This is a genomic window from Mucilaginibacter robiniae, from assembly GCF_012849215.1.
GTDB lineage: Bacteria > Bacteroidota > Bacteroidia > Sphingobacteriales > Sphingobacteriaceae > Mucilaginibacter > Mucilaginibacter robiniae.
Window position 1 is genome coordinate 3,050,108 of the sequence record NZ_CP051682.1, and the last position, 14,839, is coordinate 3,064,946.

Annotated in this window: 11 protein-coding genes; 4 read left to right on the top strand and 7 right to left on the bottom strand. The window is 43.5% G+C overall.

Annotation, left to right across the window (positions count from 1 at the left end; all coding sequences use genetic code 11):
- The first annotated feature begins 96 nt into the window (after positions 1–96).
- Positions 97–1,947 (top strand): mechanosensitive ion channel family protein, encoded by a 1,851-nt coding sequence (locus HH214_RS13550; RefSeq protein WP_169608466.1) that lies wholly within the window; start codon positions 97–99, stop codon positions 1,945–1,947.
- 12 nt (positions 1,948–1,959) lie between these two features.
- On the opposite strand, the gene HH214_RS13555 is transcribed toward HH214_RS13550, so the two are convergent.
- The 4 genes from HH214_RS13555 to HH214_RS13570 all read right to left on the bottom strand — a co-directional run bounded on the left by HH214_RS13555 (position 1,960) and on the right by HH214_RS13570 (position 8,653).
- Positions 1,960–3,525, bottom strand: a complete 1,566-nt coding sequence (locus HH214_RS13555; RefSeq protein ID WP_169608468.1) for a carboxylesterase/lipase family protein — start codon at positions 3,523–3,525, stop codon at positions 1,960–1,962.
- 80 nt (positions 3,526–3,605) lie between these two features.
- Complete coding sequence (locus HH214_RS13560; RefSeq protein ID WP_169608469.1) at positions 3,606–4,169, bottom strand: cysteine hydrolase family protein; 564 nt, start codon at positions 4,167–4,169, stop codon at positions 3,606–3,608.
- 44 nt (positions 4,170–4,213) lie between these two features.
- Positions 4,214–4,795, bottom strand: coding sequence for an HD domain-containing protein (locus HH214_RS13565; RefSeq protein WP_169608471.1), 582 nt, complete (start codon positions 4,793–4,795; stop codon positions 4,214–4,216).
- Between the two features lie 141 nt (positions 4,796–4,936).
- Positions 4,937–8,653: an ATP-binding protein gene (locus tag HH214_RS13570; RefSeq protein ID WP_169608473.1), complete on the bottom strand. Its 3,717-nt coding sequence runs from the start codon at positions 8,651–8,653 to the stop codon at positions 4,937–4,939.
- 515 nt (positions 8,654–9,168) lie between these two features.
- On the opposite strand from HH214_RS13570, the gene HH214_RS13575 reads away from it, so the two are divergent.
- Positions 9,169–9,390 carry a hypothetical protein gene (locus HH214_RS13575; RefSeq protein WP_169605381.1) on the top strand — a complete coding sequence of 74 codons (222 nt, stop codon included), beginning with the start codon at positions 9,169–9,171 and terminating at the stop codon, positions 9,388–9,390.
- A 66-nt stretch (positions 9,391–9,456) separates the two neighbouring features.
- Here the strand turns inward: HH214_RS13575 and HH214_RS13580 are convergent, their stop codons facing one another.
- Positions 9,457–10,059, bottom strand: a complete 603-nt coding sequence (locus HH214_RS13580; protein WP_169608474.1) for a histidine phosphatase family protein — start codon at positions 10,057–10,059, stop codon at positions 9,457–9,459.
- A 95-nt stretch (positions 10,060–10,154) separates the two neighbouring features.
- Between HH214_RS13580 and HH214_RS13585 the strand changes: the two genes are divergently transcribed.
- Positions 10,155–11,261 carry a polysaccharide pyruvyl transferase family protein gene (locus tag HH214_RS13585; protein ID WP_169608476.1) on the top strand — a complete coding sequence of 369 codons (1,107 nt, stop codon included), beginning with the start codon at positions 10,155–10,157 and terminating at the stop codon, positions 11,259–11,261.
- A complete protein-coding gene (locus tag HH214_RS13590) occupies positions 11,258–12,649 on the top strand; it encodes a Coenzyme F420 hydrogenase/dehydrogenase, beta subunit C-terminal domain (RefSeq protein ID WP_169608478.1) in 1,392 nt (463 codons plus the stop codon). The genes HH214_RS13585 and HH214_RS13590 overlap by 4 nt, the downstream gene beginning before the upstream one ends.
- A gap of 179 nt (positions 12,650–12,828) precedes the next feature.
- Here HH214_RS13590 and HH214_RS13595 read toward each other — a convergent pair whose 3' ends face one another.
- Together HH214_RS13595 and HH214_RS13600 are read right to left on the bottom strand one after the other, a co-directional pair.
- Positions 12,829–13,755: a glycosyltransferase family 9 protein gene (locus tag HH214_RS13595; RefSeq protein ID WP_169608480.1), complete on the bottom strand. Its 927-nt coding sequence runs from the start codon at positions 13,753–13,755 to the stop codon at positions 12,829–12,831.
- A 192-nt stretch (positions 13,756–13,947) separates the two neighbouring features.
- Positions 13,948–14,832, bottom strand: coding sequence for a glycosyl hydrolase (locus HH214_RS13600; RefSeq protein ID WP_169608482.1), 885 nt, complete (start codon positions 14,830–14,832; stop codon positions 13,948–13,950).
- Positions 14,833–14,839 lie beyond the last annotated feature (7 nt).

The window sequence follows — 14,839 nt, forward strand, 5'->3', positions numbered from 1 at the left end:
CGTAACGTAGTTTAAGTTGTTAGGCTTAATTAAAAATATTAACCACTATTATTGTAAGTATGATAAGCATAAGGTAATTGCGCTTACCTGATAATTATGAGGATTTTTGTAATACTATTTACATTTATATTTAGCACCTGTGCTGCTTTTGCCCAGCAAGATAGTCTTCTGCATAAAGAAGATTCCGTGGTTGATACCCGGCTCGATCATCAACTGAACCGCATCAGGCAATTATCTGCCGAACGTTTGGCCGACTCATTAAAGCGGGAAGATTTGCAAAGGCAGGCAGCCCAGTTATCCAGTGCCGATAATATCAGAAAATCGGCTTTATTAAAAGAACTGATCAGTCTCAAGCAGCGTGATTCACTGCAACGTATTCGGCAACAGCATCAGGTAGATTCATTAAAACACTTTGTTAAAGGCTTTCCAGTAAAGCTTTTTCATCAAACCTTATTTCAGGTTTTCACTCGTCAGGGCAGCTTTACCGCCTCAGACCGGGCACAGGCTGTGCAAAACCGTATTGACAAGATAGCTGATGATTATACCTTTCAACCTGACTCATTAATACTGATTGCGGCTGAGCAAACTACAGATATCCAGTATAAAGACCGATTGCTGATTTCCGTATCAGAACAAGATGCGTTATGGCAAAACCTGACACGTGAAAAGCTGGCAATTCAATATCGTGATGCTATCCGCAATGCTATTAAGAAATATCAGCAGGAAACCCGGTGGCAAACTTTGCTGGCAGAAGGGCTAAAAGCTTTATTAATTATTGCACTGGTTATAGTGCTGATATATGGTGTTAACCGCTTGTTTAAATGGCTGCTTGCTAAACTGAGGCTCAATACTAGGGGGCTGATAAAGGGCATTCATATAAAGAGCTATGAACTGCTGAACACAGAGCAGCAGTTTCAAATTGTAGATAACATACTTAAATTGATTAGATGGACCGTTAACCTGTTAATCATCTCCTTAGCCCTGTTTACAATTTTCAGTATATTTCCATTTACCAAAGATATTTCTGTTGCACTGCTCGGTTATATTGCATTGCCTTTAAAGCGAATAGGTTTGGCTGTATGGAGCTACATTCCTGATTTAATAACCATATTGGTAATTGTAGTTATCTTCAGGTACGTACTGCGATTTTTCAATTACATCAAAGTCGAAATTGCAAAAGGACGGCTCACCATTCCCGGCTTTTATCCTGATTGGGCCAACCCGACTTACCAGATACTGCGGGTGCTGATTTTTGCTTTTATGCTGATTGTGATTTTCCCATATTTGCCGGGTTCTGATACGCCGATATTTAAGGGGGTTTCGGTATTTGTGGGTGTGCTGTTTACTTTCGGTTCTGCCGGTGCTCTCAATAATTTAGTAGCTGGCTTGGTATTAACCTATATGCGTGCTTTTAAACTGGGCGACCGGGTGAAAATTAATGAGGTAACCGGAGATATTGTTGAAAAGACCTTGTTGGTAACTCGCATACGCACCATACAAAACGAAATTATATCCATCCCGAACTCTATGGTGATGGGTAGCTATACCGTTAACTACAGTAGCGAAGCATCTACTAATGGGTTGATCATCAATACCACAGTTACCATTGGCTATGATGTACCGTGGCGGCAGGTGCATCAATTATTGATTGAAGCGGCCTTGGCTACACCTATAATTGAGCCGGAGCCTACGCCTTATGTACTGCAAACCAGTTTGGATGATTATTATGTAAGCTATCGCATCAATGCATTTGTAAAGCAACCTAATAAGCAAGCTGTTATATATTCTGCATTGCATCAAAATATACAAGATAAGTTTAATGAAGCTGGTATCGAAATCATGTCGCCTCATTACAGGGCCGTTCGCGATGGTAGCATACCCGCTATGCCGTCCGAATATCCGCCCGAAAATGAGATGACTTCACCTGCTCAACCCAAACAATCTTAAAAGGAAGCAACATTATTTATTCCATTTTCGCAGTAAAAGATCTAGTGCTTCTTTGTCGGGCATCTGTTGTGCATGTGGCTGCTCGCTTAATATCATGGTTTGATGGTTTTGAGTATTGTAAGCTGGCCAAGATGGCAGGCCATTGCTGTTGGGATTACCAGTCTTAACAAAATTAGCCCAGTAGGCAGATAGTGTATGCGCTAGTTTATGATCTACCGGTTCCCAAGGGCGGTTCACAAATTTTAGGTTATCGTACACGTAAGGTACCTCACCGGTATGAAAAGCGCCATAGCCTACATAAGCGCCTGTTGCAGGCAGTTTGCGGGTAAAACGGTAAACATATATCTGCTGCTGTCCACTGGTTGATTGCTGATTGGCTAACAAGTAATTTTGCATACCAAAATGCTGATCGCGACCAAAGTTATATTGGGATTGTTTAGCCTGTGCTTCATCATCAGCCGGATAAAACTTTAGGAAGACAGAAGCCTGATTGCTGAACAGGGTTTGCGCTAGGTTCTTAAAACCCGCGGCGTTTTGCAACGAGCCGTATAAAAAGCCTTCGTTTTCGTTCCAACCCGTAAGCAATGGTACTTGATGTTGCCGCCCGGCTGCAAAACAATCATGTACTGATTCGGGTAAAACATAGCCATCTACAATTACTTTATTATAGCCTTTGGCGGTATTTTGTAATTGCTCAGCCGGTAGGTTCCGTAGGTCAGTAATAGTAGTAGCATGTAGTTGTTGAGCTAGTTCCAAGCCATGTTGTTCTTCGTGTTGTAGTGTGTTTTCGTTGCGCTCGGTACCGGCTACCATAGCGCCGCTTTCGGCAATGGCTTTCTGGAACAGGTTTTTAGTAAGTGGCGAAGCCATTAAACAGTTTACACTCATTGACCCGGCCGATTGCCCAGCAATAGTTACGTTATTCGGGTCCCCACCAAAAGCAGCTATGTTTTGATGGACCCATTGCAGCGCGGCTACCTGGTCTAACAATCCGTAATTGCCAGAGCTATGATGCGCCGACTCCCGTGTAAGTTCAGGATGCGCAAAAAAACCGAATACGCCGACCCGGTAGTTAAAACTTACAAATACAATACCTTTGCGAGCCATAGCCTCGCCATCGTAAATAGGCACAGCGCTGCCACCCGAATTAAAGCCACCTCCATAAATCCAAACCAGTACCGGTTTTTTCTTGCGGACTGGTGGTGCTTCCGCCCAAACATTCAGGTAAAGACAATCTTCGCTAACGGGTGCTTTAGGGATTAGAAACTCTTCCGACCACATGCTAAAGGGTACTGGTGTACCTTGGTATGGGCTGGGGCCAAACTGGGTACAAGCGCGTACGCCGGTCCAGGGTGTTGCTAGTTTTGGAGCTGTCCACCGTAGTTGACCAACAGGTGGTTGTGCATATGGGATACCCTTATAAGCTACAATGTTACTGGTTAAGCTTTTTACGCCCGATATATAGCCAGTGGTAATATGAACAGTAGGAGTGGGCTGATTAGCATGCCGGATAGTTATAAAGCTTAATAAAACGGCCAAACAGATTATACTGCCCATAGCCATCATTAACTTTTTCATAGGGAGCTGTTTTTGGTAAACAATAAAAGTAATGGCTTTTGCGAGATATTGAAAGATTTGGTAATGTCCGAATTGGATTGTTAACGAACTTTGGCTCCTTGTAGCTTCAGTTCTTCAAGTACTTCTATTTTAACTTGTTGTTTAGAATCACCAGTACCAATACAGTCGTTGATTAAAATAACTTCAAAGCCATTTTTTAGCGCGTCTTCTGCTGTTTCTTTGACGCAATATTCAGCTAAAAAACCAGCAATAAAGAGTTTTCTATAGCCTTGTGTTTTAAGATGATCAGTAAAAGATTGTGAGGTAAAAGCACTATGTGCCGTTTTAATGATTACAGTTACCGCCTCGTCAAGTGGAATGTCAATTTGGTGACCAAATGTACCGGGAATACCCATGGATAAGCCTTCTTCGAACTGATGTGGTCTATAATCCGACTGGACAATTACAACTGGTATATGGCCTTTCTCTTCCATTAGTTTAATAATGTTAGTTTTTGCCCGCGATATTTGCTGTAAACCGTAGTTTTTCTTTGCGTAAGCTCCGTCAAGGTGAGTGAAATCGTTTTGCGGGTCGATAATTACAAGTAGTACATCATTATTATCGTTAACCATACACAAAACTAGCAAATAAATACCGGCAGCCATATCAATAAACAAACTGAGACAATACCAAAGTCTTGATGTTGTTCTTACAGCTTAAGTTTTTCTTTAATCAGTGCCAGGTGTACCTGCTTTTTTTCTTGCCGAAGCTGAATGGCTGTTGAGGTAAAATAGTGGTGACTTTCCAGAAAACGTACTTGCAGTTTATTCCACTCCTCCTCGGTAGAAAGAACGCCAAAGCTCAATAGTTCCTGAAAGAGTTTATAGCCAACAGCGAAAAAGTCGTCTCGGCCCAGGTAATCTAAATCTGCGTCAGCCAGTATTTCTTCCAGATGATTTTTAGGTGTTTGCGGAAGCCGGGTGGCCATAATGATGCCGCAAATGCGGCTGATTTCTTCCTCGTTGTAGCCGTAAGTCGGCAAATTTTCCTGTGCAATACGGCAGGATTCTTCTTCATGATCTTGTGATCCTTTTAGAAAACCAGCGTCATGATACCGGGCTGCGGTTAGCAGCAATTGTGTTTCGTAAGCAGATAGGCCCTCCTGTTTAGCCAGCATCTCAGCCGCTTCATATACATCCTGCACATGCTCAATACTATGATAGTATAGATGATTAGGAAGTTCCTGCCTAAGCTTGTTCATGATGAAGTTTCCGGCTTGTTCAAACTGCATATTGAGTAGGGGCAATGAGGCTTAACTAAAGTAATGATATTTACAGGTTTCAAGTCAAATAGTTACAGTAATAATAATCAAACACTATCCGGCTTAATCATTATTACTGTAGTTGGACTATAAAAGTTACCTTGTGATAGCTTAGTTAAGCGGTAAGATAAACCAAAAGGTACTGCCTTTGCCCAGTTCGCTTTCTACACCAATTTGGCCTTGGTGCCTTTGTATAATTTCGGCACTTAAATACAGGCCAATGCCAAAGCCCGATATATTTTGCATATGTTGGCTATCTACCCGGTAGTACCGGTCAAAAAGCCGTTCGGCATCATGGGGTTTAATACCCATACCTTCATCCGTAACCGTTACTTTAACCCCTGTGCTTGTTGCTGAGCAGTTAATGGTAATAGCCGTGTTTTTGGGCGAGTATTTAATAGCGTTGCTAACTAGGTTAGATAAAACTGAACCAATTTTATCCTGGTCGGCATGTAGAGGGGAATGAAACTCAGAATTAAAGCTGATAGTATGACTGCTGGTATGTAACCGTGCTTCATCTATTACCTCTTCAATAAGCTGGTTCAAATTAAAGTTTTGTTTATTTAACAGTATTTTACCCGATTCTAAACGTGAAACATTCAGGAAGCCGCTAATCAGCGTATTCATTTTCCTGATTTGGGTAATCACCTTTTCCAGAGTGTTTGCTGTGAATTTATCCTCCGTACGCTGGGCTTTAACCTGTAACAACTGTGCATAACCGCTTAATGAAGTAAGTGGCGTTTTAAGCTCATGGCTAACCATGCCGATAAAATCGTTTTTGCGCAACTCGTCTTCTTTAGATTCTGTAATATCCAAAATAGTACCTATAATGGCTATCACTTCTCCATGCTCGTTTAATTCCACTTTACCCATCGAGTTTAGCCATTTTCTTTTACCACCATCAAAAGGTTGTATCTGGTAATCTTCGCTAAACCGACCTTTGGTTTGTACGGCTTGCAATATTGCGTTCAAAAACCTTTCCCGATGTTCAGGAACTACCACCTCCAATGTTTTTTCGAATGATAATTTTTCATCTAACGGTATACCATGAATTTTTCTTGCGGTTGCTGATACGATCAGATTATCTGTACCCCAATCAGTTTTCCAGGTACCCATACCGGCAGCATCCATGGCTAGCTTTAAGGTATCGGTAGCCTTTTCCAGCTCTTTGCGCGATGCTACTTGGTCAGATACATCCACAGCAACTGCCATCATGCCCGATATAAGTTGGTTTTCTTCGCGTATGGGCTCAACCGTAAGGTTAACGTATTTAGTTTCCGGATTACCGAACCGAATTAAATTTACCGGAATATCGCCCGATATAAAGCGTTCTCCGGTTTGGTAAACATTTTCCATAATGAGGTCAAAACCCTGGTTTTCCAATTCGGGTATGGCTTCAAACAAAGGTTTCTGGAAAGTTTCATCAGCGGTGCGGCCCCAGTACTGCAGCATACGGTCGTTAGCCAGTTCTATAACATGGTTAGGGCCGCGGTAAATGGCAATAGCTGCGGGGGCATCTGTAAGCAGGTTACGCAGTTGCTGTTCGGCATAGCTACGGGCTTTTGATATTTTAATTTGCGCCCTGATTTTAGTAAGCAATTCAGCTGCCGAAAAAGGTTTAACCAAATAATCGTCGGCACCGACTTGTAGGCCATCAATACGAGCTTCTTCGCCCGCACGTGCCGATAAGAAGATAACCGGCAAGCTGGTTGTTCGGGCACTGGTACGGATGTGCTGCAACATGGTTTTACCATCCATCACAGGCATCATCATATCGCTCAATACCAAATCAGGCATTGATGTCTGGAGCTGTATGACGGCATCTTCACCGTTTACCGCTGTAGTTACAGTAAAATAAGGTTCCAGCAGTCTGCTTAGGTAAGCCCGCATATCTGAGTTATCGTCCACAATCAAAATATTAATTTCTTCCTCTTCAAGGTTAATATTTTGTTGTTGCACCAAGCTGCTATCTATCTTAACCGATGCGTTAGTGTCGGATGTTTTTTCAGGTTGCAGCAAGCTAATGGCTTCCCGGATGAACGCGCCTTTTAACGTGCTAGAGTCAATCGTCTTTTCAGTTTCCAGCACTTGGGCTTGTGGCAGGTGCACTTTGCCTAAGGGTATTTTCACGGTAAACGTGCTACCAACTCCTTCGGTACTTTCAACAGTTATTTCTCCATTATGCAGGTGTACCAATTCATGTACTAATGATAAGCCTATGCCCGAGCCTTCGTGTGTGCGGCCAGCCGAGTTTTCGACCCGGTGAAAGCGCTCAAACATGTGGGGCAATTCTTTTTCTGGAATACCTACGCCACTATCCTGCACTTGAAGTACTGCAAAATTGCCTTGCTGGCTTAATGTAACCTGAATAAAGCCTTCCAGCGTATATTTAAAAGCGTTAGAAAGCAAGTTAAGCACAATTTTTTCCCACATCTGCCGGTCAATGTAGGTAGCCTCAGTTAATACCGGGCAGTTTACCCGAAGTTCCATGCCGGCTTTTTCAATAATAGAACGGAAACTGCTGGCTAAATCGGTAGTGAGTTCGCTTAAATTCAAAGGCTGGTAGGCAGCCTGAACACGCCCTGCCTCTACACGGCTATAATCCAGTAAATTATTAACGAGTTTTAATAATCGTAAAGCATTACGGTGAGTGGCTTCAATAGGCTCTTGCAACTCGGCAGTTAATGATTGCCGGCTTAGCAAATCTTCCAGCGGTCCCAGCATTAAAGTAAGCGGCGTACGAAACTCATGACTTACATTACTGAAAAAAGCTGTTTTTGAACGGTCAATTTCAGCTAAAGCCTCAGCCCGTTTTTGTTCCTGCTCGTATGCATAAACGTTAGAAACGGCTGTGTTGTAAGTGTTGGCTAGCAGGTCGTAAAAGTTAAGATATTCCTGGTCGATAGCACGCCGGGCACTTACCCCGGCTACGATAAAGCCAAACAGCTCGGCTTGGCCGCTAATGCGTACCGGCAAAATCATGGCTGATTGTGGCGCTTCAGGGTAAGGCTCGCAAGTAAAGTTGCCGAAACGTGCAGTGAGGTTATCTACTTCTTCCATCAAGCCCGATTCTTGTACCTTGAATAATGGCCAAGAAGAAGTAGGGTTAGGGCTATTTAAATCAATTTCTTGCGGTGTAAACGCTGTACTAGCAGGCAAGCCTGCGCTACTTACCAGGTGTGCTTTTCCTGTACTGGAGTCCAGTTGGTATAGTAGTATGAAAGGTAAGTCTAAAACATAATCCTGGTATTTGGACGAGGTAACTTCACCAATTTCCTGTACTGATTTGGCTTTGCCGATAGCTGCACCTAACTCTCGCAAGGCTTGTGTGCGGCGGCCGCTCAGCATCTTTTCGGTAGTTTCGGTAATAGGGTGAAAAATACCGCCCACACCGCCCGATTCATCCCGGATCGGCGCAAAAGAGAACGTCATGAAAGCTTCTTCCAGATAGCCGTAGCGGTCCAGAAACATGCGTTGATCCTGAATGTAGGTACCTTCGCCTTGCTGGCCACGATCAAAGGCATCACCTACTACAGGTAATGCGGTTTCCCAGCAAATTTTGAAATTCTGCCCCATAGCTTCGGGGTGTTTAGCACCGCATATAGGGCGGTAACTATCGTTGTAAATCTGTATGGTTTCGGCACCCCAGGCAATCAAAATCGGGAAGGTGGAAGAAAGGCAAAGGCTTACTGAAGTACGTAAGCTTTGTGGCCATCCCTCAATTGGTCCTAACGCTGTTTTCGACCAGTCCATTGATCGTATCAGCTTACCCATTTCACCGCCACTGGATAAAAATTGTTCGGTACTTTTAGCCTGTATTGTATTCATAATTAATGCATTGCCCTGTGTAGGGGTGCTATACCTGATAATAAATTAATGCGTTAGTAAAAATAAGTATTTAGTTGAAATTAAAGCAACTTAGTCAGGACATTCAATACTAACTTTTAAGTCATTACACAAGCTTTTTGTTTCGCAAAACGTGTTATTGTATAGCTAATAGTTAATTGTGGGCTACATCGAAAAGAACTTAGTGGATTGCGCCGGATTCATAAGAGATTTATGCTTTTTTGAAATTATTGATTGGATATACCTATTAACAATGCTAAAGCTTAACATACAATTCATACAAACAACATATTGTCTTGCCAGCTTTGTACTAAGTTTTTGATGTAAATCAGTTAAATAGTTTGGAAGAGCGGGCAAGCCGCTCTTTTGTTGTTTATAAGCTGCTGTATTAATGGCTAATGATAGCCTGTATCCTATATGAGTGTATAGCATAGTGCCTCATAGTTAAAACTATTGTGGCAAATAGGTGTTAGCTGTTTAATTATTTCGACAAAACCATGAACAAATTTTTCAGAGCTTTAATTGCGGCATGGGGTGCCAAAAAGTTAGGTGGCGGTTGCTTTTCCACCATTATTATATTTATTATCATTTATACATTATTGGGTAAATGCAATCAAAATTCAAGAGCTGCTGTTAAATTTGTTCCCGTAAAAGCGCAACAAATTACAAAGCCAGCTTCTGTGCAGGCTCATCAAACAATGGTGCTAAAGCATCAATAAATTTAGTGCTAAATGCGCTAATAAAAGGCTTATCAAAGTAAATTTGATAAGCCTTTTTATTGGCTATCACCCCTTAATATCGCCGGTATGGTTCAGTAAAGTAATGCGGGCAGTTTCTTCATAAAGCTCGATAATACTTACTGATGCCGGGCTTATCTCGATACGTTGAAACAAATCTAGCGGAATACCGGCATAATAGGTAATAGCAGCTTTAATCAGGTCGACATGGCTTACAATTGCTATTGTTTCCTGCTCATGCTGGCTGCGTAACTTTTCAAATCCATTAATAATTCGCAGTTGGGCTTCCGTCATGGTTTCTCCTCCCGGAATGCGCGTATAGCTTCTGAAAGAGTTGAAAAGCTTAAAGGTTAACTCGCTTTCCAGCTCCTTAAAAGTTTTGTTAGTCCATTGGCCAAAATCAATCTCCAGAAAATCTTCACAGATTGTACTCGTGAGCTGATGTGAGGCAGCAATAGGCTCCGCCGTTTCTACAGCACGTTCCAGTGGGCTGCTGTAAATAGCCGATAGGGGTAGGTGAGTTAGCCGTTCGGCCAGCGTTTGGGCCTGCGCTTTACCTTCTTCATTCAGTGATATACCCGGGGTTCTGCCCGACAAACGGTAACCTACCGAATTGGTAGTGGCATGGCGGATGAGTACAAATTTAGTCATGCGTTCTAAACTTAATAAGTGTATGTTTGTTTCAAGCAATCAATTTGCCGAATAAAGCATAATCGCTTTGTTTAGAAAAAATTAAACTTATTGAATTGAAAGATACAGATACTCGCGGCCTGAAAATAGGCGTTTTAACATTTCATCGTTGTATTAATTATGGTAGTTACTGGCAGGCGCGTGGTTTAGTTGAAGGGCTGCAAAGCCGTGGTCATGAAGTCGTATTGCTTGATCATTACTCCCGAAGAGTAAACTTTGCTGAATGGAAATGTGCCCTGCAACCGGTGCTGCCTACCCACGTTCCGAAATCCGATCATGCGATTTACCGGAAGAAGATGGAAAAATTCTTTAGCTTATTTGAAACGTTGCCACTATCTCCAGCTTTTGAACTGGATGATCCATCACAGATGGAAGAATATGATGTAGTAGTAGTAGGTAGTGATGAAGTATGGAATTTATCTCACCCCTGGTACGGGTACTGCCCACTGTTTTATGGCGATGGTATTAAAGCGAAACACTTAATTTCATACGCAGCCAGCTTTGGTAATTATGATGCCACCTGGGGACTGAACCCTGATTGGGCTAAAAAGCTGCTGAACTTTGAAAGTATTTCGGTACGTGACGAAAACTCACGCACAATTATAAAAAATGCATTGGGGTTTGAACCCGAAATGGTGCTTGACCCTTGTTTGCAATTCGCTATTCACCCTGACGAGCGGGATTTAAGCCACTTGCCAAAGCCTTACGTCGCTTTGTACGGGCATAATTTCACAGAATTTTTTATTCGCGAGATTAGAGCATGGGCTAACCAGAGGAACCTGCCACTGGTAAGTATTGGTTACCGGAATGATTGGGCAGATGAGAATTGGTTAACTGCTGACCCACACGATTTTGCAAATTTCATGGCCAAATCGGAAGCTGTAGTTACCAACTTTTTTCATGGATGTGTTTTTGCCTTGATTAATTCTAAGCCATTTGTTTGCGAAACTACGCCTTACCGTAGTAATAAACTCATTGGCTTGATGACGAAGGTAGGTGGCGAAAAACATTTAATTACAGAAGGTACGCCTGCCGAAATATACCATGCCCGTTTATCAGAGCCGGTAGATGAAAAGATTCAACAGAAAATTGCTGAATTACGGCAAAGTTCCAATGCTTATCTGGATGCGGCGCTGGCACCTAAACCAATGCAACTATCATGAAGCAGCAGTACAGCCCGAAAGATATTGTGAGTTCCGGTTTGTGCATTGGCTGTGGCAGTTGTGTTGCGCAGGCGGATACGCATGGCGTAGATGCTTTGGTGGATTTTGATGCACAAGGGCAGCTTAAACCACAAGGCCCCACTACCTGGTTCAGAAAAGAATCGGAAAGCTTTACGCAAACGTGCCCGTTCTCGCCTAAGGCCAAAAACGAAGATGATTTATCAGTTCGGCTTTTTCCGGATGCTGCACAGCACAATGCTGGGGTTGGTCGTTTTCAAAGTGGTTATGTAGGGCATGTGGCTGAAGAAGATTTTCGTATGCAAGGCAGTTCGGGTGGCTTAGTAACCTGGGTAGCTACCGAATTGATGCGCCAGGGACTGATTGATGGTGTAGCGCATGTAATTGCCACACAAGATCCGCAAACAGAGGGTAGGTATTTCAAATATCGTATATCACGTACCGAGCAGGAAGTTCGGGAGGGCGCTAAGTCAAGATATTATCCGGTAGAGTTATCGGCGGTGTTAAAAATTATTCGGGAGGTGCCTGGCCGCTATGCCATAATTGCTATTCCGTGCATGATTAAAGCGGTGCAATTACTGCGGCAGCAAGACCCTATTTATCAGGAACGTATTGCGTTTACCTTAGGGCTTTTTTGCGGGCACATGAAGAGCGCCCGTTTTGTAGAAAGCTTTGCCTGGCAATTGAAAGTTCCTATTCAGGAGGTAAATAAAGTGGAGTTTCGTTATAAAGACCCGAACCGACCTGCCAACTGGTATAATGCCATGCTGACCCTGAATGATGGGCGTGTGGTAAACCGCGATTGGTGGCATTTGGTAGATGGCGATTGGGGCGCAGGCTTTTTCATGAATTCGGCTTGCAACTTTTGTGACGATGTAGTAGCCGAAACGGCCGACATATCCTTTGGTGATGCCTGGGTAGAACCTTATTCGTCGGATGGAAAAGGTACCAACGTGATCGTAGTGCGTTCGCCAGTTGTCGAGAACATGGTAAGTGCCGCTATACAAGACGGGCGTTTGCAACTGAAAGAAGTAGATGGTGCTTTTATTGAGCAAACGCAGGCTGCTGGCTTTCGCCAGCGTCGTGAGGGTTTAGCTTACCGGCTTACCTGGGCAACCGATGGCGTACAGCCCATAAAGCGGGTAGCACCGGATGCAAACAGACCTTCTAAAGAGCGTAAACGTATTTACCGGATGCGTTATTGGATCTCTAAATGGTGTGGTCGTATGTTTTGGCTGGCCCGCAAGCTGAACAGTCCGCGGGTATATTTATCCTGGGCGCGTTTTGCTATTGCCGTATACCACGGGTTAGCCTACCATCAGGGCGACTGGAAAGAGATGAAAAAGCGATACGTTGATTTAAAGGCGTAAACTTATAGGTATAGTGTTACAGGTGTTACATGTTTCAGTGTGTAACACCCTGTAACACTGACAAGCCATTGGCAGTGGTGGCACTGTTCTGTCAGTAGTTTACCGGCTGTGTTGTGTTTGCAGTAATCTGTACTGCAATGAGATACAAATTGTTTCTTGTGCATCAATGTGTATAAAGCTTATAGTACAGAATTGACTAAGCTTCTTAAACCGGTAGCCACCTGTTCAATTACGGGTTGCCAATTGCCTTGATGTTCCTGCCTGTATAATTTCATTGACGGGTACCACGGGCTATCCAGCCGGTTATCCATCCAGCGCCAATCGGCCTGGGCGTGCAGTAAAGTCCAAACGGGTATATTAAGGGCCCCAGCCAAATGGGCAGGCATCGAGTCGACCGTAATTAGTAGATCAAGCCCGGCAATAACACGTCCATAATCATACAAACTAAACTCGCCTGGGTGAATGCCAAAACCTTCCTGCCAGCTTGCTGAAGTTACATTAGCCTGAAGAATGTAAAGGTTAATGCCTTCCATTTGAGCTAGTGGCTCTAGTAATGAAAACGGAATGCAGCGGGATTTGTCCCAATCACCAGCCTGCCAAACTAAACCTACCGAAAGTTTTTCAGCGTTTTGTTGCGGCAATGGCAGTGGCTCTGCATGCAGGTAAGGCATCTGCTTGGGTAGGGTCGCAAGCGTAGTCCTGAAAATATAAGGTAGCTCCATGACTTCTACATCCACATCGTAAGCTACGTCAGGCGTGCCATCGTGTAAGGATAAAAGCTCGTCAATGCCATTTACAGTTTTTAACAGGTCAATAAGTGCGGGTTGTGCCCAAACTATCACCTGACGAGCTATTTGTTTAAGCAGCGGCGCAAAGCGGATAAATTGAATAGTATCACCTAAACCATGATAGCAGCGTACCAGTACTCGTTTGTCTTGTAAGGATCGGCCATCCCAAATACCTTGCTGGTGGCGTGGCAAGGTGTAGTTGCGGTTGGTACCGGTAGCTAATGCTACATCACTAAATTTCCAGGCTTCTTCAAATGCGCCATTGCGCATGCATTCCATCCAGGTGCCAAAGGCTTGAGGGGAGTCTGTTTCGCTCATTGCTATTTACCAAACTTGCTATCAGTTTTTTTAGATTTTACAGACTGCTACAATACTAATTGCAAAAGATACTATAGCATTATTGCTAGGAACGAAGCAATCTCTACATTGATGAGTAATCGTCTGATTAACTCTTGCAAAGATTGCTTCGTTCCTAGCAATGATGCTTTTTTTAACGACTGTTAACCTAATTTAAGCGTACCGGCGCATCATTTTTACGCAAAACTCTGCATATTCTTCCAGGTTTTTAGGTGCGCTGGTATGATGTGGCTGAATCCCTTTTTCTTCTGGCGTAAAGCAGAAGGTGATGGTTAAATCAAACTCTTCTAATGCTTTCATCATCCGGTCAAACCATTGTTCGGCGTTAGGGCGCAGGTAATCGGCCCAGCTTAAGCCGGTACGCAGGCGTTTTACGCCTAAGCGACGCAGCCATTCAACAGCCGACTCCAGCCGAGGGTCTTCAAAGTGAAACCACTGGCAAAGGCCAAATTCAGGCGTATAATCAGAAAAATGTTTTAAGGCCAGTTTAGGTGTGCCATCTTCGCGCAGCAAACCCATATAGAAGTGGCGATAGTAAGATGAGCCTTCAGCCTCGCGGTGGCGGGTAGTAGCTCCCCATGATTGTGGCAAATCAAAAAGGCTGTACCAATGCACCCGGTCTACACGGCCGGATAGTAATTCGGCCGTGCGGCGAAAGCCAAATTCCTGCACTTCTTCAGCACCAAAGGTAGATACGCCTACTTCGGTTACCCAAACCGGTAAGTTAGTTACCGCTTCAATCTCGGCTATTTTATTCGGCCATTCGTTAATTTCCCAAAGGTTCCAATCTAGCGGGAAACCATGTACGGCAACAGCGTTTAAATCATCTAAAGCTCCTGCTTTTTGTAAGCCCTGAAGAAAAGATGGGTCGATAGGAGACATACCTCCCAGTACGCGTAAAATTCCGGGGTTTTCGGCTTTGGCAGCTTGTGCTGCTATTTTCACCATTTCGGCAAATTTGTGCCATCCTGGATCGACTTCAAAATCCCAATGAGACTTGTTGTTGGGTTCGTTCCAGAACTTGACTGCTTCAATCATAAATATT

What these genes read in the sequence shown, in the direction of transcription:
- HH214_RS13550 (WP_169608466.1), top strand. Translation starts at nt 97, where the DNA reads ATGAGGATTTTTGTAATACTATTTACATTTATATTTAGCACCTGTGCT.
- HH214_RS13555 (WP_169608468.1), bottom strand. Translation starts at nt 3,525, where the DNA reads ATGAAAAAGTTAATGATGGCTATGGGCAGTATAATCTGTTTGGCCGTT.
- HH214_RS13560 (WP_169608469.1), bottom strand. Translation starts at nt 4,169, where the DNA reads ATGGCTGCCGGTATTTATTTGCTAGTTTTGTGTATGGTTAACGATAAT.
- HH214_RS13565 (WP_169608471.1), bottom strand. Translation starts at nt 4,795, where the DNA reads ATGCAGTTTGAACAAGCCGGAAACTTCATCATGAACAAGCTTAGGCAG.
- HH214_RS13570 (WP_169608473.1), bottom strand. Translation starts at nt 8,653, where the DNA reads ATGAATACAATACAGGCTAAAAGTACCGAACAATTTTTATCCAGTGGC.
- HH214_RS13575 (WP_169605381.1), top strand. Translation starts at nt 9,169, where the DNA reads ATGAACAAATTTTTCAGAGCTTTAATTGCGGCATGGGGTGCCAAAAAG.
- HH214_RS13580 (WP_169608474.1), bottom strand. Translation starts at nt 10,059, where the DNA reads ATGACTAAATTTGTACTCATCCGCCATGCCACTACCAATTCGGTAGGT.
- HH214_RS13590 (WP_169608478.1), top strand. Translation starts at nt 11,258, where the DNA reads ATGAAGCAGCAGTACAGCCCGAAAGATATTGTGAGTTCCGGTTTGTGC.
- HH214_RS13595 (WP_169608480.1), bottom strand. Translation starts at nt 13,755, where the DNA reads ATGAGCGAAACAGACTCCCCTCAAGCCTTTGGCACCTGGATGGAATGC.
- HH214_RS13600 (WP_169608482.1), bottom strand. Translation starts at nt 14,832, where the DNA reads ATGATTGAAGCAGTCAAGTTCTGGAACGAACCCAACAACAAGTCTCAT.